The sequence below is a fragment of the Verrucomicrobiales bacterium genome (assembly GCA_016793885.1).
GTDB lineage: Bacteria > Verrucomicrobiota > Verrucomicrobiia > Limisphaerales > UBA11320 > UBA11320.
The window spans coordinates 16148-36767 of sequence record JAEUHE010000235.1; the positions used below are offsets into that span (position 1 = coordinate 16148).

Sequence of the window (20620 nt, forward strand, 5' to 3'; positions counted from 1 at the left end):
CTCTCCATTTCGGCTTCCAACTAAAAAACTGTGTCACAAATCCCGACTCACCCTGAATTGCTTATTGATGACTGTTGCCCAGCTGGATCCCAGAGCTGGGGCAGGGTATCCGAAATTGTGCGAAAAACTAGCTGGAAGTTATTTTTGTGGAAACACTTGTGGTTGGTGTGGTGGGTGGTTTGGTCGGAGGTGGCATCCGGCCAGATCACTCACGGAATCGCCAGTCTGCAGGTCACACGCGCCTCGGAGTGGGTGATCGATTCGGACGCCTCCAATCCGGCTCCGGGATGGGACCGCGATGGCCTGCCGGTGGAGATTGACGTGCGGTCCATCAACTCTACCGCAGCAAACCAGTCGGTGGCCTATAGCGTCGTGTTCCGCCTCCTGGATGAGTTGGGAGCCGTCCACCCGTTGTTCCAGGCAGATGGGACCACGAATGCCGCCTACACCCACTTTCTGGTTCAGAATGCCTTCAATCTCGGTCCGAACGGAACAACTTTACGAACCCATACAGCTTTCCTGAAACCGGCGTCGCGTCTGGATGCCCTGAGGCGCTATCGCGTCGAAGCTCGGGTCTTCCGACCTCGGGTCGACCCTCCCGCAGCCACCTCGTTGTCGGTTCTTCGCAGGTACTACCACTTCATCAACACGTCGCCGAACGATCTCCCGGTCAACACGATCGTGGTGGCTAACAACGTCATCGTCTCGCGACGCGGGGCGCTGGCCACGGATCCGGACAAGTCAGGTTTCGAGGCCACGGTGAGCTACACTATCCGTCGATACGACGCCTACAACGCCTCGCACATCCCCGCGGATGACATTCCCATCCGGTTCACCTACGAGCTTCAGGAGGCCGACACCGGGGCGGTTGTTCCGATCGCGCTTGGGGTCACCAATATCCTTGCGGGGGTGTTCCGCCACGCGGCGGCGGTGGTGGGACAGCCGACAGAACCGTACGACAACGATCGCAACCAGGTGATCATCCTAACCCCCGACAACGGTGTTCAGCTGGACTCCGTTAACAAGACCTACCGAGTGGTGGTGCGAATCGCGCATCGAGAGGTTCCCGGCATCCAGATCTTTCGCCCCTCCAATGAGGTGGAAACGAGCGCCCAGAGGCTGCTGCACTTCAACGGGCGGTTGTTTTTCGGCCCCATCGAGACCCGTCTGACCCAGCTCAACAACTCGCCGGGCGTGATTCAGTTGGTGGCGGGCCAGTACGTGCGATCGGGTATCCAGATCGCCCCGGGCTCTGGGCAGGTGGTATTGGTCCCGGGGTGGACTTTCGGAGGTGGAGCTCCGTTCGACGTCCGCTTGCTCCCCAACGGAAACGCTTTGTTCGACGACACATTCCTTCCCCTGGGCCAGCAGCCGCTGGAGGCAAAGATTGAGAACGTGCGCGTCAGTTATTCAGCCACCCAGCTGAACCAGCAGGGACTGGCCTCCACGCTGAAGGTTTGGCTGCCGGCGGGCTTCGGGTATCGGCTCTCAACCAACACCCACGTTCTTCGCAACAGCATCACCTGGGTGCAGACACCAATCGGGCTGAACGGGCGCCCGCTCGATCCCGCGTTCACGTACAAGCCGGTGGGCGGATTGCAGGCCGCCGAGGAATCCCAACCCCTGTGGTTCCCGGTGAGTTCCATCAACTGGATCGTTGCCCAGGGACGGTTCAATGTGGGCAGCAGCACTATCACTCCGGAGCATGTGCGATCGGACGAATACGCGCGGTTGGATGACGTAGCAGATTCCTTGGTGGACGCTGACGCGGCGGTCAAGCGGTCCAATGACGGCTACTTCGAGCGTGTGGACTCAGCGACCGCGCCGATCGTCCTTGCCGATACGAACTGCGTGGGGCGGCTCACGACCACGATCCGGTTTAATCGCGGGAGTTTTCGAAGTCATTTTCCGTGGAACACACGCGTTGCGTGGAATGTGGGCGGCGAGAATGTGGTGATCTCCGGGACGATGCCCAACGCGGACGTGCTGTCCTCGGTTTCATCTGTCGCGGTGGCCTATTCGCGCGGGTGCTTGGAGGGTGACTGTCCGGGGGAGGCGCAGTTGGCCACGATCACGATGGAGCCCACGAACAGCGTTTTGCGGTTTACCCGCGATGGCGGTCTCGCGGCCGTGGGCCGGACCACCGCTCCGGCCCGGCTTCAAATGGGCTACATCCCGTCGCTCAACGATTACACGCACGAGGCTTTCCTGTTCACCGAGGCGGGATTCCACATGCCGGGGCGAATCTTGCGCGGCCGCTACTCAGACCTTGCGCCTCAGGAACGCGCGGGCGCGCTGCTCTACGCGGGCGTGTTGGCCTCGAATCCGAAACAGGCCTCCAGCGAGGAGCGTCGGGACGTGGAGGGATCCGCCTTCGAAACGCGGTATCGACAGGGGTTGGCGGACTACGCGGGGCTGAACTTCCGGCTGCGGCAGGATGCCGAGTCCAGCGGACGTTCGATTCTCGGTGGCACTCTCTCTCCGCAGTATCCCCTGAAGCAGAACTCCAAATACTACCTCCGGCACGCAGGTGTCAGCGGAGTACACCAAGCCTTGGATGGAGGATTCCCGCCTGAGATGGAGATCTACGGCTACGACTTCGAGTTCACCCGCTTCGCGTTCAACCTCCTCGAGAATCAGCTCCTCGAAAGTGAGATCAACGGGCTGATCCACGTTCCGTATCCCAGTGAGTTCGATCAGCAGTTCGCCGGGCTTCAGTTCGACTGCCTGGGCGGGCTCACCGGGGTGGGCGCGCTCGAGGGCAGCGGCACCCAGACCCTCGATTACTGGAACAACACGTTCACTCCCCGGTCGCTCGTTTTTCAGCGGAATCCCGATCAGGAGTGCGATCCCACCGTCGGACGCATGGTGATGGCGGTGGAGACTCGGATTGCCAATGTGGAGGAGGCGTTGACGGGCAATCTCGGATTCCTGCCGGATGGGAACCTGATGTCTGCCGACGACGGGCTTGAGGGGGTGGACTCGCGTCTCACGATGCCGACCCTGGTGCAGATGCCGGGTCCGACCAACGAGATCTATGTGGTCACTCCGGTGACGGGGGCGTATTTCAATGATTACCGGCAGAAACCCGATCAACCTGCGGAGGACCTGGGTTGGGCGAACTTCGCCGGGCGGATGGATGTGTCCTTCTTCCCCGACCTGGAGGTTCATGTTCAGACCAGCGGCAATGGAACCCAACCTGAGGCTTTTCTGGATATGATGGGTGGCTGGCCGTTGGATCCGGACAACGATTCGAACCACGGGTGGGTCAACGGGGCAGGGGATCATTTTTTCACGGACACCCGGTTTGATTCCTCGAACCGTGGTTTTCCGCCGGATGTCAGCCTCGAAGGTTACCGAAGCCCTGCTGATTCCGATTCGTTCCGCGTGCGTGCACGGCATCACTGGCAGAACATCCATACCTTTGAGTTCCCGCTCGACTGGTTGCGCGCAGCGCGGATGTTCCGATCGCCCGAGCCCGTCCGCCGGCAAATGGTTGTTCTGGAGACGGAGCGTCAAGTGGAACGCATCACCCCGAAACACACCGAACTCACCTTTGGAGTGCAGCTGGAGGTGCTGCCCCAGGCCAACCTTGCCAACATCGCATCCCAGATCGCCCAGCGCACCGGCATCAGCGATGCCCTGGCGGAGGCCACCGGCCAGCAGTTCACCGAGGAGATCGCCGAAGGGTACACCCGGATGGATGAGCTGCTGAACTCCAGTATGGAGACATTCTTCGATCAAGTGTTTACCGACGCGATCGATCCCAGTCTCGATGATTTCTATGACTTCTTGGCTGGGGAGTTTGATGCGAACAACCCGCTGGCGTGGCAGGGAGATCTCGGGGGGTACATCAACACCCAACTGGTTCCAGATTTAAAGACCGGGTTAAAGGGGATCGGGGGTGATCTGAACCAGGGGATCATTCAGAAGCTTGGCGATTATGTCGGCAAGGGGAACAAAGGGATTACCAAGGCTGCGGAACTCATCGGAAAGGTGGACGAGAAACGGGGCAAGATCGGCGACGTTGTGGGGAAGATCATTGAGAAACTGGCGCCTCAGCATTCCGCCAGCGCACTTCCGGAGCGGATCGACGCATTCCTCGAGAGGGCTGAACCTACCTTCGAACAGCTTCAACAGGGACTCGAACGGCTGTCGGATGTATTGGACGAGATCCAGGCTCACATGTTGGATGTGGGCAACCTGCAGAGCCCCGGGGGCATGGGCCTCGAGATCAAGGAGGTGCTCGACGCTGCCAATCCTGAACTGGATACCATGGCGCTTTCCATGGGGAACGCGATCCAGGTGTATCTGGACGACATTGTGAGCGACGGTGATTCCCCGTTTCATGACTACACGGACCAGGAGATTCGGGATCGGATGCGGACGGAGGTGCGGACTCGATGGCTCGGCAGTGCGGCGGCCGCGGACGTTCGTCAGGTGATCAAGGAGCGGCTCTATGATAATGACGCGGCTTCCCGCGAGATCCTCGACTCGGTTTTCTCTGAGATCAACCGGATCATCCGCGGCTTGGTGAAGATGTCGGCATCGGAAGCCGCGGATGGCTTCTCCGAAATGATGGGCGCGACGGGGCAGAAGGTGCTCAGCGCCGATGTTGATGGATATGCGCACATCAACGGAGATTCGCTGAAGGAACTGCGGTTGGACGGCCGGTTTCAGTTCAAAATCGTGAAGGATGTGGATTTTGGAGCCTACCTGCGCATACGCGAACTGGATTCGGAGGGGACGCGAACTTGCAATGAAGATCTGGTGGGCGCGACGGAGGTGGTGCTGGGCGCCAAAGATGTGCCTCTGAGTTGGAAAAAGGACGGACTCAAGGCCTCGATCGAAACGAAGTTTACCTTTGGGAACGAAGGCGGCTTCGCCGTCAAGGGGCTCGGTGGGGGATTCCAGCTGGTGGGGGAGATGGAGTTTGATGAAGTGAAGATGACCCAGCTTTCGGGTGCCGTGGCCTTCGGGGTGGGGGAGAATTATCTCAGTGGAGGAGCCGGGTTCGAGGTGAGTGGATGGGAGTTCACGGGCGGGATTTTCTTCGGCAAAGCCTGTTCCCTCAGTGCGATCGAAATTTGGGACCCTGCGGCGGCGGACGCGCTCGGCACCACGACCTTCACCGGGATGTACTTCTACGTTGAAGGCTGGGTGCCTCTCAACGAAATCCTCCTCATCAAGTCGTCCTGCCTGCTGAAACTGTCCGGTGGCATGGGCATGGGGCGAGGCTTCTTCATCGAGGGACCCACGATCCTCGCCAAGGTCAAATACGGGCTCAGCGGCGAGCTGCTCTGCATTATGAACGTGAAGGGCGAACTGACCGGCGTCGCTTCCATGAAGCTCTTCAACCCCCTGGAGGGCGCGGGTCAGGACGGTTACGCGAGCGGGTTGCTCGACAAGGTCCGCGACGGACTCACGCTCAAGGCCATTGGAAAGTTCACCGGTTCACTCGGTTGGTGCCCCCTTTGCCTCGAGATCTCCAAGGAGATCGGGGCGACTTACAAGGGCGGCAAGTGGAAACTGGAAAAATGAAAACGTCCGTTCTTCAACGCTCGGTTCTGTTCCTGTTGCTCAGTCTGCAACTGCCGGCTCAGCAGTCCCTCGACCAAATGATCTCCACCACCGGCACGACGGTGACGGACAATCAGGGGAGGCACTGGGGCTATGTGGTCTGGGGTAGCCCCACCACCGGCACCCAGGGAGACGTCCAGGTCCGAGGCTATAACCTGACACATACGTGGCCCTCCAAGTGGAGGCTGGGCGCGACCAAGGACCGTCGGATCGCAGTCTACCGCAAAACCGGAGCGGCGGATGCAGCGGCGGATTATCAACGACTTGCGGTCACCGGCATCCAGACTGATCCCATCGTGATCGATGCTCTGCTTGAGCGCGCCGCCATCCTGGGCCACAGCCGGCAGTCCCTGGAGGAACGCATCGACGGTCTCTTTGGTGACCTGGTGGACCAGTCGTCACCCACCCTCGGGGTGAAGGTTTCGGCCGTGATCCGCGGCGGCCTGGACAACCCCAACCACTGCGAGAATCTGATGCTGCTTAGCCGCCAGCATGCGGGGCTGGCGTTCTGTCTGGGCCTGGCCCATGCGGAGCTGATTCCCGGGCCGATTGGCACGCGCAGTACCTTCGAACTTCGGCTTCACGACGCGGCCTCCGGAGCCGACGAGGGCGTGATGGGCCGGGTGACGGTGACCGCCGGGCAACCGCTCGTCCTTCCCCCTCCGGGTAAGCCGATGGAAACCATCGATGTCTCCCCCAAGGGTGATCTGAACGTGAAGATCCTGTGGTCGACGCCCCCTGCGCTTCGTCGGCTTTCGCTCGCGAACTACGGGTTCAACGTCTACCGGATCAACGCCGCGCATGCCGAGCAGCAGGGATTCCACGTCGCGCCGCCGTCCGTGGCCACACTGCTCAGCCTCGTCAACGCCGGACAGCACGGTTACCGGCTGAACCTGGCTCCGGTGCTCGCATCCCAGCAACTGGATGATTTGGAGGTGGCGGCGCTGGCTGCTGGACCGACGAACTACTTCTTTAGCGATTCCAACGATCGTGCCGTTCCCGAGGAGGGTCCGCCCCAGGAGCCTTTCAAGAACGGCGCGGAGTTTTACTACTTCGTTACCGCACGCGATGTGTTGGGTCGCGACGGTCTGGTGTCGGAGGGGCGCAAGGTTCGGATCTGTGATCGGATGCCCCCGCTTCCGCCGCGCTACGTTCGGGTTGAAAACGTTTACGCGCACGATCCTGGCACTGGAAAGCGCGAGCGAAGGCTGAAGATCATCTGGGATCAAAACATCGACCAGGCTCCCGAGCGAACCACCGGCTATTACGTGCATCGGTGGACCAGCCTTCAGGAGATGCAGGACTTCTCCGACATTCCCAACGCGGCACGCATTGTGGGTCCCATTCCGCACATCGTAGGACAGAAGGAGAACTCGTTCATCGACACCACTCCGTTGTCACCGAACGAGGCCTTTCAAGTGGGGAAGCCCTTTTGGTACACGGTGCGGGCCATCGATCACGGCGCGTGTGCGCCCGGGGGGAATGTTTCCCACAATTCGTCGCCGGCATTTGGGGTGATCCGCGAGTTTGAAGGGCCGAAGGGCGGAGGTGGCAACATCCGGATCCGCTGCGTGCAGCCTACGCTGACGTTCAAGGCCCCGGCGGTCTCGGAACCGGATCCGCTCCCCGACCAGTCCGTGCATGACTACCGGCTCGAGTGCATTCGAACGAGTTCCAAAGTGAAGCATGTGGATTTTCTCTGGTTCCCCACGGGCTCCCTAGGTTCGGCCCGTCACCTCGGGCGGCGTGTGTTCCGGTCGGGTGAGGATTCGGTGGACATGACCGTGCGCTGGCGGTGGTCGGAGTTTGGGCTGGGCACGACGCCCCGGGTGATCTGCCGCATCACCCTTGATAACGGGAAGACCACCGAAGCCCAGGTGAACCTGGCTGCGCCCGCCTCGCCTGGCCTGCGCCTGCGGGCGAGATTCGAGGCGGGCATCACGGTGATTCGTGGACCTCGGACCATCGAGTGCGGCGTTCACGACCCGGTTCCCGAGGACGGGGACGATTCCGGGCTGGTGGATCCCTTGTGGGTGGATCTGTTCTTCCCCGACGACTGCACCGAATGGCGGCTGTATCGCAGCGTGGATCAGGGTCCCGCGTCACCAGCACACGAGCTGACGCACCTGATCCAGCAGGGGGAAGGCGACTTTGGGGTGGGGGATGTGCTGCCGGTCCGGGATCAGGCGATCCCGGCGAACGCCTGCGAGATTTGCTACTTCATTCAATACCTAGACAAGCACGGCAATGCCGGTCCATTGCTGCCGATTGGGTGTGTTCGGACTGAGGGGACGCAGGGGCTGCCGACGCCGGTGTTGTCGAAGATTCAGCCCTTGGGCACCGCCGAGAATCCTTCCATGGAATTGAAATGGACTTGTGCCACCCCCGGGGTGGAACGGTTTGAGGTGTGGGTAGGCGGAATGCCGGAAGCTCCCCCGCAGGATCTATCCAGCGATCTGGAATTCGTCGACGAGACCCCGGCCTCTCCGTTCTTCGCCTCTTCATCGAGGCCATCCCAGGTGCTCTATCGACGCTATCACACGAGGAGGATCGGCCCCGGGTTTGGTACCGGACCGCAGTTTACCGTGCCGGCAAAGTGTTTTCTCGAGAACCGATGGGTGGTCGTGGTGCGTGCCCTGGGTGCCAGCGGCGAACTGGGGCCGTTGAGCAATTCGGAGGGATTTATCTGGCAAGTTCCCGGCACCACGGATCCGAACGTTCCGTGGCCGGCCCGCGCCCTGCCTGCGCCGTCGGTGGGCACGTTTCCACAAGTCCTCGCCCGGTTCATCCCTGCCTCGCTCAGCTTGAGCAATCCCTGGGAGGGGGTTGCGGTCCGCATCGGAACGGTCAACATGGGCTTCACCACGGATCCCGCGCCCGGTCAACCGGATCGTTATCAGGGACAGTCCGATCCCCTGGACCATGTGTATCGGTCTCCGTCGAACGACCGGCTGCTCGGTGTGGTGCTCTATCGATGGCAGGTTCCCAATGAGGTGTATCCTGAGGTTTCCGGCGATGTGATTCAGGTATCGCCGATGATCGACAAGATCGCGTGGGAGAAAAGCGGTGCGTCTGCCGAAGCGGGCAGCACCCTGATTCGAGATCCGTTCATCCGGCTTTTTCCCGAGCTGCCTCCCCAAAACGATCCGGTGCGCGCACGCGGGATCTACCTGCTCGATACGCAGCCGGTGCTCGAGGGCGCCGCCTACCAATATTCGCTGGTGAGGTTTTCGCCGGTCACTCGTGAGCCCGTGGAATCGATCCACACCAACCCTGTCACCGTGCCATGAACCGGAAAAGTGTGAGTCAGCATTCAACCCTGTCGCTGGCGGCTCTGGGCGCTCTGATCCTCGGCGGCTGCCTGGCCGTGTGTGGTGGACGGCTTCAAGCCCAGACAGGGTTTGTCCTCGACACCGGTCGCGAGCTGTCGCTCACGGCTGACTTCAATGGCGACGGTATTGAAGACGCCGCTTTGGTGGATCAGGAGTCCGGCGGCGTGTTTGTTGCCATCGGGCTGGCGGACGGCTCTCTTCAGTGGGGTACGCAGCAATCCGCTGGCATGTCCCCGGTCTTGTCCGTTGCGGCCGGCCGATGGGCACAGCTCGGGCGTGATTCCCTGGGTTTAGGCGGGCCCTTGGCAAACCGGATTCATTGGGTGGCGGCGCCCGCTGATCCGGTCTGGGATGAAATGCGCACGATCGATGTCTCGTGGGAAGCCGCGCATGCGGTCGCGGCCATGGATGTGGGCGGTCCGGGAAACACGGCGTTCGACGACTTCCTGATCCTCAGTCGGCCCGGACCGGGCTTGAACTCGGCCTGGACCGCCATGAGGAATCCCGCCGGGGCGCCGACCCTCCCGGTGTTCAACCAGCCGTTTCCGGGGACGCTCGGGCAACTCAACCGAATCGCCATCACTCCGGATAACAAGCGCTATCTCGCCGCTGTTTTCGCCCTCGGATCCCAGACGGAGCTTCGAGCTTGGGATCTCAGTGGTGGAGCGGCGGCGATGGTGACCCGGTTGACGAATCTGCCCCCAGCCACGCGGTATATCAGCGGGCCCTTCGGCCCCGCCAACGAGGTCATGGCCATCGGGTACGGCCTGGGGTCGATGGTCATGCGGGCCGGGCGATTGGATTTACCTGTGCCCGAGGTGCGCACTGTCATTCTGCCTGCTACCCTGACGGCTTCGGTCGGTTCGATCGCCGGCCTGCGAACCATCCCCGGTCCGGGCCGGCCCGACATTCTCGCGTTCGGAACGCTTCCGGGCACGGCGCTGGTGCTGCGGTTCAACGGCGTGGACACCATGAGTATCGCCCAAACCTTGCAGATTCCGGAGGGCGATTTGATCACCGGCATGCTGACGCGTTCGGATGGTGGATTTCAGGTGTTCACCGGTACCGAGGGAAGATCGAGCCAGTTCCATCGCTATCGTCGATCCGGCAGCCAGTACCAATTTGTGGGATCGGGTGTCATGCCCAAACTGAATCAGGCGATGTTGGGCGGGAACGTGTTCCAGTTCGATCGCGAACCGTTCGTGAATCCAAACCCCGGACTGTTGCGCACGCATCGTGTTCCGGACTGGACCAGCCAGTTCGGGCTGGGCGGAATGCCGGTGGAAGTGCAGGTGCTGCGCGAAAGGTTCGGGACATCCGCGCAGGGACTAGATAACCCCGCGGTCTTCCCGGTGGGGCCGGCCCATCCGGATGCAGATTTCGGGCTCGTGAATCAATACCATGAGGCCCTTTCCCTCTTCACCTTTTCACAGACCCTGGGTGATGCGGTGTCGGACGTGACGATACATCCGCCTTCCGGGACCTATCGCAGCGGCGTTCAGGTTCGATTCACGACCGGGCAGCCTGGACATCAGGTGTACTACCGGCTGAGTCAGGCTGCCCCCTGGCAGCTCTATTCGGGCGCTCCACTACACCTGTTCAGTGCGACGACGATTCACTATTACGCCAAACCCGCTCTGGGCAACGCGAAGTCCGCCATTCAAGAAGCAAGTTACGAATTCCTGATTCCGGAAGGCCGGGTGGATTCCGATGCCGATGGAGTGCCGGATTTCGTGGAGCAGCATCTGAATCTGGACCCCGCCGCAGGGGGAGACTCGGATCAGGATACGTTCAGCGACATCGAGGAGATCATCGCGGGAACGGACCCAGCCAATGCCGGATCGATACCCGCGCAACGGCCGGCGTCGCAGTCGGACGCGGGGATGCGGTTCCGGCTGACACCACTGCCGTTTCACCCGGTGAGCGGTTCCGTTACCCAGGCGGCGGTCGGTGTCTCTGTGCGTTTGGTGGGGCTGAACGGGAATCAGGTGGGTTTGGGGGAGGTTGGTGTCAGCTTGATCCAGCCAGGGGGGACGGCGGTGCTGGGGGACGTACGTCCCGACGACGGGCTGCCTTTCCTGGTGATGGCCACGGATCCCCACTTTCCCCTGCGTGGCGAGACGGAGGATCCCATCCACGGCCGCGAGTTGATCGGACTGATGCGAATTCCTCCCCCGGCACAACCTGTGGTGAACTATGCGTACGGTGCCAGCGGAGGCGGATTGGCCGCAGAGGCCCAGGCCTGGATCGCTGCCATGAAAGCCGCAGTGAAGGCAGCGGAGCCCCAGCCGATCGAAAGATCCTTCGGTGCCCGGGATGCACTGGTCGCCCGGCTGTTCGAACGCGGAATATCCCTCGCTCTCGTCTCTCGGGGCCTCAGTGAAGCGGGCAACCTGACACTCTTTCCGTTCCGGATTGCGGAGGCCGGGCGATGGGTTCCTCCCCTGCAAACCTGGAGGGGTGGGGCACGATTCAACGAAACTACCAATCCTCCCGCGCCTTTCGGCGTGGAGGAAATGATGGCGTTCCACGATCTCCTGGCCGCACGGGTGTTGTCGCCGCCCACTCCCGAGTTGCAAGCGCTGGTCACCTTGTGCGAGCAGATCCATCTCCTCAGCGCCCAATCCCACAACGCCGATCCGACGCGATACCCGCTGCCCTTCGACGCGCTCCGCAGCTGGATCTGGTCGGGTGTGCTTCCGGGGGGATATGCGACCGATGTGCCCGGGTTGCCCAGCCTGCTCGAGCCCGCAGAGGCGGGAGTGGCTCAGGCACTGGCGCTGCTCCCATCGAGGCAGCGGATAAATTGGATCCTCCGGGTGCGCGATGACTCCTTCACTGGACCGTGCGCCACGCTGGACACCACCGACGGCACCTCCGGGCCGGTGCATCTGTTCGATTCAAGCGGGGAGGCGTTTTTGTTCCCGGATGGATTTGTCCTCCTTCCCGGCACCCGCGTGCGGGTGGAGGGCTATCCCACCACCGCCAGCGGCCCGTGCGCGGGCACCAAGGTGGAGGTGCTGCAGGCATCACTGGTGTCGCTGCCTGAGTCGGTGGGAGGCGATGCCAACCAAAACGGGGTGCCGGATGACTGGGAACTTCTGTTCCTGGGCGGGCTGATCATGGATCCCTTTCAGGATTCCGATCAGGATCAGGTTTCCGATCTGGAGGAGTTCCTGGGAGGATCGGATCCCCAGGACCCCGGTGCCGTGCCTGCGATTTCGGTTCCCGACGTGACGCCGCCGGAGATCGAGATCGTGGTGACACCCGAGGGTGGGGTGGAGGTGGAGTGGCAAGGCAAGGGGACATTGCCGCCCCAGCTGGCGAACCTGAAGTACGTGGTGCTGAGCGGAGGAGACTTGGAATCCATTGCAACACCAGTGGCTCAGCACTCGGCGAGCGAGGGTGGGCGGGTGGTCTTGCGCTTGCCCGAGGCGGCAGCCGGCACTGCGACGTTCTATCGTCTCAGTCTCTGCTGGGGAGATTGTTCCGGGCGGGATTGATGCCGAGCAAGGGGTGTCAGTCGTAATCCCGGAACGGGGTGATCCGTTCTGTGGTTCAGCGGCGGGGTTCGTCAGCGGCGGGTGTCGTCGGGACGCAGAGCGTGTTCAAACGACGGCATGATCTGAGAAAAATCAACGTGGGTACCGGTGAATTTGCCGATGATGACGGGGAAGGTTTTGCGTCCCCACTTCAACAATTGTTTCTGACGCTCGCGAGAGTTGAATTGCGGGGCCGGGATGTCGCTGATGAAGCGCTCCAATGCGGTGCGGGTTGGGAGCGCAAGCCGCCTCTGCTCGTCTGGTGTGAGTGTGGCGGCTTCGAGAAAATTCAGCGCGGATCCCATGGCGTTGGAGTTCCCAGCAATGCTCTCCAAGACTGTTGCCAGCCGGGTCGCGAAGTCCGGCAGTTCGCGCAACCGCGCGGTGGCTGCCTCACGCGTCTGGCGGGTGCGATACACTCCCGCCAGATCGAGTATTTCCATGAATCCCTGCTCGCTTTGCGGATCGAGCGCGGAGATTTTGGCGAGATGCTCCGGTGTGGTGTCCCGAGCAGTCAGGATTCGGTGGACGAGATCTCGTACACCGAAGCCGGTGTGGACGAGACGATGTCCGACGAACCCCACACAGACGACAAGGCTCAAGGCGGCGAACAGGGTCCACGGCAATCGCAGCCATTGAATGGGAACTCCTGGTATCAGTTTTTGATTGAGGCTCAGGAGCACCAGGAATCCGGTGGCGAAGGGGATGAGGTATATCCCCGGAGTGTAGATCACACGCGGCGTGAATCCGGGCCGCATATACAGGGCGATGAACACGAAGGTAGCGACCGCCAGCGCGACACTCGCGCCGACGGTCAACGTGTAGAGCGCGGGCCGGCCGAGGCGCAACCCGTCGAATCCGCCGCTGGCGGTCATGCAGAGCAGCGCGACCATCAACAGTAGCCACAGCGGAATCAAGCTGAACAGGACCGGTGTCACCCAGCGATCGTCGTTCAAGTGCTTGTCCGCGTAGTCCCAGAGCAGTCGTTGCAACGGCAGTAGGAAAACGAGCGCGGCCAGAGCGACGCACACGTTGCCGATGATTTGATTGACAGGAGAAACGTTCATTTGCCTGCGTTGTTCGGAGTTTCCGAGTCCGCGCGGGTGGCCACCGAGGCATCCGATCCGTCGCGGAGTGTTGCCAGAATGGATTCTCTTACGGATTTGCGCCATTCGACTTTGGTCGTATAGGTCATCATCTGGCGGGGTCTGGGGTCGGACCGCAGCAACTGGTTCGCACGGAAGGCATAAGCTGGTTTTGTGCTTCGAAACTGGGGCTTAGCGGCCGCTTTTGAATCGAAAAAGCAGGGTCTAAGCGCGAGGCGGGCGAGATTTCCCCTCCGAACATGACAGTAGATATCTGAGACTTCGCGGCGGACCGGAACGATGGTTGAGCCGGAGCTCCATTCCTTCGTTTCAACTGAGCATTTGCAGGAAGTTCACGCGCGCTGCCGTCCCGCCCGAGTTTCCGGTGCCAGCAGCAACCGAGGAACTCCATCAAGCGATGATCGCCATTGCAGAACGCCGTATGGACAAGGCTGGCTTGGCTAACCTACTCAGGAGACTCTGCGGCGCTCCTTCGCAAGGAACCTGATCCGTGCGTCAGTCCAAGAGCTGACTGGTGGCACGCCTTTCAGGGTGCTGTTCAATAGGGGGCCCGACAGACCGGGGGTGTCCCTGCGCTCCACGCCCCGGCTTATCTCTATGAACCCCGTGGGTTCTCGACGTCAGACTAACCCCTCCCCACGGCGAGGAACGCGGCTATTCGTTGATAGAATTGGCCGGTCTCGCGCAGCCACCAGACCACCGCATCCCAGATGGGCACCCCGGTGAGAACGGGCAATCCGATCAGCAGCACGAGGAGGTTTCCCAGAACGATGACGACGGCCGAGAAGAAGAACCCTTGGGTGGTGATGTCGCTCTGTTCGGTCTTGAGCGCGTGCCAGGTGAGCGAGAGGTGGAATGCATAGGTGACTCCCAGCAGGAGGTGGAACCAGACCGAGTAGGCCTTCCAGCCCCAGATCCAGTTTCCCAGCCCATAGATTCCCACGAGTAGGATCGTGTAGAGCGGGAAGAAATAAGGGGCTAGGGCGATCAGGAAATTGCTTTTGGTGATGACCACATGGCCGCCGAGCGCTGAGACCCTGAACTTCTTGACCTTGCCGCCGAAGAGCCACGTCCACAGGGCATGCGTGAGTTCGTGGCCGAAGACATACACCCACATCGGCTTGGGCAGCAGCGCATAGATGGTGAACCAACAGGCCGCTCCTCCGGCGGCGGCAATCCAAAAGGGCTTTGACTGTCCCGAGATCATCAGAACTCGCGCCAGCGAGCCGATGGCTCCCACGCAAAGCGGGAAAAGCAGAAATGCCAAGGCTACTTTCAGCCACTTGTTCATGCCGTCCGGCTCAACCCATTCACATTCACGCGCTGATATTAGCCCGGGAGGCGGCCTCGGTCTGCCTAAAAATCTACCGGAACCCCACGCCAAAATCCTTCCCAAGGGCCTGACATCCGCCTACAACCTTTTACATGCGACATATAACCCAGTTTTTCGGCGCACTCAGCTGCGGTCTTCTCCTCGCGGGTGCGGAATTGCGTGCGGACCATCATGAAGAGGGTTTTCAGGACCTTTTTAACGGCAAGGACTTGTCCGGATGGGCCGGCCATCCCAGCCTCTGGTCGGTTCAGGATGGCGTCATCCGCGGCCAGACCAAGCCGGAAGATCCCATCAAGCATAACACCTTTCTGGTTTGGAAGAATGGCACGGTGGACGATTTTGAACTGCGCTTCTCCTACAAGATTGTGACCAATGGCGAGAAGGGGTCGGCGAATTCCGGCTGCCAGTACCGCAGCAAGGTCGCGGATCACGACAAGTTCATCGTCGGGGGCTATCAGGCAGATTTTGAGGCGGGCACCACCTACTCGGGAATTCTCTACGAAGAACGCGGTCGTGGCATCCTGGCCCAGCGCGGACAGGTGACTTTGGTCAAAGCGGATCCGAAGGATCCCAAGAAGACCAAGGTGGAGGTGATCGGCTCGGTCGGAAAGACTGAGGAGATCCAGGCTGGGATCAAAGCCAACGATTGGAATGACTACATTATCATCGCCAAGGGAAACCGCCTGATGCACATCATCAATGGTCGCGTCTCGGCGGATGTGACGGATGAGCAAGCCACTCATGCCGCCAAGTCCGGCGTTCTCGCCTTCCAGTTGCACGCGGGCCCGGCCATGACGGTCGAGTTGAAAAACGTGCGTCTCCGTCCGCTCCACTGAGATTACCAAGACATCGTTCCCTCCTCCTCAATCTTATGTCACGTCTGACTCTCGTGGGCGGAGTTTCCGTCCTGCTCCTCCTGGGGGTGATCGGTTCCGTCGCAGCCGATCGCAACCTGGTGCTGATTGCCGGCAAACCCAGCCATGGACCCTTGGATCACGAGTTCCGGGCGGGCTCGCTGCTGCTGCAGAAGTGCCTGGCCAAGGTTCCAGGATTGCATGTGGAAGTTCATACCAACGGATGGGTGAACGATCCGGCCGTGTTGGACCGGGCCGATGCTGTGATGATCTATGCGGATGGAGGCGGTGGACATCCTGCCATCCAGGGCAATCATCCGGAGCTGCTCAAAAAGCTCGTTCAACGAGGGGCAGGGCTGGCGTTTGCTCATTATGGGGTGGAGGTTCCGGCCACAAACGGCGGAGCCTTGTTTCACGAGTGGATCGGTGGCTACTACGAACACCTCTATTCGGTGAACCCGATGTGGAAGCCTGAATACACCTCCTTTCCCCATCATTCCATTACCCGCGGGGTGAAGGCGTTTGCCGTCACGGATGAATGGTATTTCAACATGCGCTGGCGGCCGGACATGAAGGGCGTGACTCCGATCTTGGTGGCCAAGCCTTCCGACAAAGTCCGCGGCGGCCCGTATGTTTATCCTCCCGGGCCGTACGAGCATATCAAGGCGGCATCCGGTCGGGACGAAGTCATGATGTGGGCCATGCAGCGAGCCGATGGCGGCCGAGGATTCGGATTTACCGGCGGCCACCGACATCTGAACTGGGGCGATGACAATTATCGTCGGGTGGTTCTGAACGCGCTGCTGTGGATCAGCCGGGTGGAAGTTCCTGAAGGCGGAGTGGAATCGTCCGTGACCGAGGACGATCTGATGCAGAATCTCGATCCCAAGACGCCCCGGAAGCCTCCGGTGGCTCCCGCGAAGGCGGCGGCGAAGTAAACTCGGCTGGCCCTACCGCCCCACGCATTATGATCATCGGGATTCCCAAGGAGATCAAGGATCACGAGTATCGGGTGGCCATGCTGCCATCGGCCGCCTACTTGCTGATCCGTCGTGGACACCAGGTCATCGTTCAGGCCGGCGCCGGCATCGGTGCCGGTTACCCGGACGAGGACTATCGCCAGGCCGGCGCCTCCGTGGTCGAGTCGGCTCAGAAGGTCTTTGAGACGGCCGACTTGATCGTAAAGGTCAAGGAGCCCCAAGCGAGCGAGCTGCCGATGCTCCGTCGGGGGCAACTGCTTTTCACCTATCTGCATTTGGCCGCCAGTAAGCCGCTCACCGAAGCCCTGATGCAGTCCGGAGTCACGGCCATCGCCTACGAGACGATTGAGGTGAATCGACGTTTGCCCCTGTTGGAACCGATGAGTGAGATCGCAGGGCGCATGTCGGTTTTGGTCGGCGGTTACTACTTGGCCAAGCACAACGGCGGGAGCGGGGTGCTGCTGGGTGGGGTCCCGGGAGTGCTTCCCGGGAAGGTGGTGGTGTTAGGTGGCGGAGTCTCTGGGATCAACGCGGCTCGCATGGCCACAGGATTGGGGGCGGACGTCACGATCCTGGAGGTCGATGTCGAGAGAATGAGGTTTCTGGACATCACTCTCCATACCGCGCACACTCTGTATTCGAGCGAGGCTCATTTGCTGGAGTTGCTTCCGGCGGTGGATCTGCTGATCGGAGCCGTGTTGGTTCCTGGCGCCAAGGCGCCTAAGCTGATTTCCCGCGAGATGCTGCGACGGATGCGGCCGGGCAGTGTCTTTGTGGACATTGCCATCGACCAGGGTGGATGTGCCGTGACATCGCGGCCAACCACGCATCACAACCCGACTTATGTTGAGGAAGGGGTCATGCACTATTGTGTGGCAAACATGCCCGGGGCTTATGCCCGGACTGCCACGCAGGCGCTGACCAATGTGACCCATCGTTTTGTGGAGCTCCTGGCCGACCACGGATTGACCGAAGCCTGCCAGCGCCAACCGGCGTTGAAGGGTGGGATCAACGTGATGAATGGGCAGGTGACCCACAAAGCGGTGGCGGAAGCCCACGGGCTTTCTTGTTCTGCGGTTTAAACTATTATGGATTCTTTGCCGACAGTGTTGTTGAAACCCGGGGAAGCGGACCGCGTGCTCGCAGGTCATCCCTGGATCTATGAAACGTCGATCCTCCGGATCACTCGTCCCGCGAAGGATGGCGACGTTGTTCAGGTAAAGGATCATCGCCAGCGCTTCCTGGGCACCGGTTTCTTCAATTCCCTTTCCCGGATCCGGGTGCGGGTGATCTCCAACCAGCGTGAAGAGATTAACGACAAGTTCTTCATCCAGCGCATCCGGGCGGCCTTGGCCGTTCGCCAAAGGCATATGCCGAAGGCGACCTCCTTCCGGGTGGTCAACGCGGAGAGCGATCAGCTGAGCGGGCTCATCGTGGACAAGTATGAGGACGTGCTGGTGGTCCAAACCTCCTCCCTCGGGATGGAGCGAAGCAAGCCATCCATCCTTCGCGCGTTGCGTGAGCTGTTCAAACCGCGCTCTATTCTGGAACGGAATGAGATGGCTTCGCGAAAGTTCGAAGGTCTCGAGGATGCGAATGGGGTTTTATTCGGCGATCCTGTGGAGGAGATCCAGATTCGTCTGAACGGCTTGCCGTTTAACATCAATCTGAAGACTGGGCACAAGACGGGCTTGTATCTGGATCAACAAGCCAACTATCAGGCGGTTTCGGCCTTGGCTCGCGGCGGACGCGTGCTCGACTGCTTCAGCTTCCTGGGCGGATTCGCGATTCATGCCGCCAAAGCCGGAGCCAAACAAACGGTTGGCATCGACCAAAGCGAAGATGCCGTCAAAGCCGCGGCTGGAAACGCTACCGCGAATGGCGTGGCTGACCGCTGCAGCTTCGAGGCCGCCAATGTCTTCGATTGGCTCAAAGCCAAGACGGCTCACTCGGCGGAAGCCCCGCTGGTGCCCGACTGGGATCTGATCGTTCTGGATCCCCCGAGCTTCACCCGCAATCGCGCCTCGGTTCCCGATGCGCTGCGGGGGTATAAGGAAATTCACCTTCGGGCCATGAAACTGCTCAAGCCCGGCGGGACCCTGGCCACTTTCTGCTGCTCGCATCACGTCGACGCTACCCTGTTTCAGGACGTCATTCTGGCCGCGGCCTATGACGCTCACAAAGTGTTGCGACGGGTCGCCACTTACTCCCAATCGCCGGACCATCCGATTGTTCCTTCGATCCCGGAGACTGAGTACCTTAAGGGATTCGCCTTCGAGATGCTGAGCTGATCCCACGGTGTTCCCATGGCGACGCTGATTACTGAGATCGAGGTGAGGGATATCCGCTTCCCCACCTCCCGTCAGCTGGATGGGTCGGACGCGATGAATCCGGACCCGGATTACTCCGCCGCCTACGTGATTCTCAAGACCGACCATCCGGCCGGTCTCGCCGGCCATGGGCTCGCGTTCACCATCGGGCGCGGGAACGAGATCGTGGTCAGCGCCATTCAGGCCTTGTCCCCGATGCTGAGAGGCCGAACCCTGGAAAGCTTCACCCGCGATATGGCGGGCTTCTGGCGTTACATTACCGGCGACAGCCAGCTTCGTTGGATTGGTCCAGAGAAGGGTGCCATCCATCTGGCCACAGCCGCCGTGGTGAACGCCGTGTGGGATCTGTGGGCCAAGGTGGAGGGCAAGCCGGTCTGGAAGCTTTTGGTGGACCTGACTCCGGAACAGTTGGTGGCCTGCGTCGACTTTCGGTATGTGACCGACGTGCTGACGCCGGAGGAGGCCATCCGGAGCCTGGCGAAGTTGGCTCCTTCCAAGGCCGAGCGCGAGCAGCGCATGCACCAGGAGGGGTATCCGGCTTACACGACGTCGGCGGGCTGGCTGGGTTACTCGGACGAAAAGTTACGGGGTCTGTGCCGGGAGGCGATTGCTGGGGGATGGACGCATTTCAAGATCAAGGTGGGACGTGACTTGGCAGATGACATCCGTCGCTGCGAAATCATTCGTCAGGAGATCGGCTGGGATCGCCGCCTGATGGTGGATGCGAATCAAGTCTGGGATGTGCCACAGGCCATTGCCTGGATGGCTGAGTTGGCCCGATTTCAACCGTGGTGGATTGAGGAGCCGACCAGCCCGGATGATGTGTTGGGCCACGCGGCGATTGCCAAGGCGGTGGCGCCGATCGGGGTCGCCACGGGCGAGCACTGTCAGAATCGAGTGATCTTCAAACAGCTGATGCAGGCGGGGGCGATTCGGTTCTGCCAGATTGATGCTTGCCGTTTGGGCGGCATCAACGAGGTGCTTGCGGTGATGCTCTTGGCGGCGAAGTTCAAGATTCCGGTTTGTCCGCATGCCGGCGGCGTCGGCCTCTGCGAACACGTCCAGCACCTGAGCCTCTGCGACTACATCGCGATCAGTGGATCCGTAGAGAATCGAGTGATCGAGTATGTCGATCATTTGCATCAACACTTTGTGGATCCGGTGACGATGCGTCGTGGCGCTTATCTGCCGCCGTCGCGGCCCGGCTACAGCACGGAAATGCGCGCTGGATCCCTGGTCGAGTTCGAGTTTCCTAGTGGGGCCGCTTGGAGGTAAACGAAAAGCGGCAATCGCGTCGCGAAACGTATGGAGTGCTGTCGCCCTCTACAGCTTTTCAGGCACCCCCGGAGGGGGATCCCAGCTCCGCTGAGGGGACCAAAGCGGTAGAGGTCTCTGAGTATTACCCACAAGTTCTTCGACCAGATGTTAGAATCCCAAAGGGATTCCGCCTCAAAGCCCAGGGTTGGCGCGACGCAGGAGCGCCTACCCTGGGTTAGTCGTGGTTTTCTCACAACCCCATCGCGGGTTGCGCTTGGGATCACCTGAAGCCCCACAGGGTTCGCA

10 protein-coding genes are annotated in these 20620 nt (G+C 61.0%); 8 read left to right on the forward strand and 2 right to left on the reverse strand.

Features of this window, described 5'->3' with window-relative positions:
* Window positions 1-144 precede the first annotated feature (144 nt).
* The 3 genes from JNN07_25755 to JNN07_25765 are packed head-to-tail and all read left to right on the forward strand — an operon-like array spanning window position 145 to window position 12415.
* Window positions 145-5541: a hypothetical protein gene (locus tag JNN07_25755; GenBank protein ID MBL9171163.1), complete on the forward strand. Its 5397-nt coding sequence runs from the start codon at window positions 145-147 to the stop codon at window positions 5539-5541.
* Entirely contained in the window at window positions 5538-8870 is a 3333-nt protein-coding gene (locus tag JNN07_25760) for a hypothetical protein (GenBank protein ID MBL9171164.1), read from the forward strand. The genes JNN07_25755 and JNN07_25760 overlap by 4 nt, the downstream gene beginning before the upstream one ends.
* Window positions 8867-12415 (forward strand): chitobiase/beta-hexosaminidase C-terminal domain-containing protein, encoded by a 3549-nt coding sequence (locus JNN07_25765; GenBank protein MBL9171165.1) that lies wholly within the window; start codon window positions 8867-8869, stop codon window positions 12413-12415. The genes JNN07_25760 and JNN07_25765 overlap by 4 nt, the downstream gene beginning before the upstream one ends.
* A 71-nt stretch (window positions 12416-12486) precedes the next feature.
* Here JNN07_25765 and JNN07_25770 read toward each other — a convergent pair whose 3' ends face one another.
* Window positions 12487-13521, reverse strand: a complete 1035-nt coding sequence (locus JNN07_25770) for a hypothetical protein (protein MBL9171166.1) — start codon at window positions 13519-13521, stop codon at window positions 12487-12489.
* Window positions 13522-14185: 664 nt separating this feature from the next.
* Window positions 14186-14851 (reverse strand): hypothetical protein, encoded by a 666-nt coding sequence (locus tag JNN07_25775; GenBank protein MBL9171167.1) that lies wholly within the window; start codon window positions 14849-14851, stop codon window positions 14186-14188.
* Window positions 14852-14985: 134 nt separating this feature from the next.
* On the opposite strand from JNN07_25775, the gene JNN07_25780 reads away from it, so the two are divergent.
* Genes JNN07_25780 through JNN07_25800 form a run of 5 tightly spaced genes read left to right on the forward strand, consistent with a single transcriptional unit; the run spans window position 14986 to window position 20332 of the window.
* Window positions 14986-15729 carry a DUF1080 domain-containing protein gene (locus JNN07_25780; protein ID MBL9171168.1) on the forward strand — a complete coding sequence of 248 codons (744 nt, stop codon included), beginning with the start codon at window positions 14986-14988 and terminating at the stop codon, window positions 15727-15729.
* A gap of 35 nt (window positions 15730-15764) precedes the next feature.
* Window positions 15765-16685 carry a ThuA domain-containing protein gene (locus tag JNN07_25785; protein MBL9171169.1) on the forward strand — a complete coding sequence of 307 codons (921 nt, stop codon included), beginning with the start codon at window positions 15765-15767 and terminating at the stop codon, window positions 16683-16685.
* Window positions 16686-16714: 29 nt separating this feature from the next.
* A complete protein-coding gene (gene ald / locus JNN07_25790) occupies window positions 16715-17809 on the forward strand; it encodes an alanine dehydrogenase (protein MBL9171170.1) in 1095 nt (364 codons plus the stop codon).
* A 6-nt stretch (window positions 17810-17815) separates the two neighbouring features.
* On the forward strand, window positions 17816-19018 hold the full coding sequence (locus tag JNN07_25795; GenBank protein MBL9171171.1) for a class I SAM-dependent rRNA methyltransferase: 1203 nt from the start codon (window positions 17816-17818) through the stop codon (window positions 19016-19018).
* Window positions 19019-19033: 15 nt separating this feature from the next.
* Window positions 19034-20332 (forward strand): L-fuconate dehydratase, encoded by a 1299-nt coding sequence (locus JNN07_25800; GenBank protein ID MBL9171172.1) that lies wholly within the window; start codon window positions 19034-19036, stop codon window positions 20330-20332.
* Window positions 20333-20620: the final 288 nt, after the last annotated feature.

What these genes read in the sequence shown, in the direction of transcription:
- JNN07_25795 (MBL9171171.1), top strand. Translation starts at nt 17,816, where the DNA reads ATGGATTCTTTGCCGACAGTGTTGTTGAAACCCGGGGAAGCGGACCGC.
- JNN07_25780 (MBL9171168.1), top strand. Translation starts at nt 14,986, where the DNA reads ATGCGACATATAACCCAGTTTTTCGGCGCACTCAGCTGCGGTCTTCTC.
- JNN07_25770 (MBL9171166.1), bottom strand. Translation starts at nt 13,521, where the DNA reads ATGAACGTTTCTCCTGTCAATCAAATCATCGGCAACGTGTGCGTCGCT.
- JNN07_25785 (MBL9171169.1), top strand. Translation starts at nt 15,765, where the DNA reads ATGTCACGTCTGACTCTCGTGGGCGGAGTTTCCGTCCTGCTCCTCCTG.
- JNN07_25775 (MBL9171167.1), bottom strand. Translation starts at nt 14,851, where the DNA reads ATGAACAAGTGGCTGAAAGTAGCCTTGGCATTTCTGCTTTTCCCGCTT.
- ald (MBL9171170.1), top strand. Translation starts at nt 16,715, where the DNA reads ATGATCATCGGGATTCCCAAGGAGATCAAGGATCACGAGTATCGGGTG.
- JNN07_25800 (MBL9171172.1), top strand. Translation starts at nt 19,034, where the DNA reads ATGGCGACGCTGATTACTGAGATCGAGGTGAGGGATATCCGCTTCCCC.
- JNN07_25765 (MBL9171165.1), top strand. Translation starts at nt 8,867, where the DNA reads ATGAACCGGAAAAGTGTGAGTCAGCATTCAACCCTGTCGCTGGCGGCT.
- JNN07_25760 (MBL9171164.1), top strand. Translation starts at nt 5,538, where the DNA reads ATGAAAACGTCCGTTCTTCAACGCTCGGTTCTGTTCCTGTTGCTCAGT.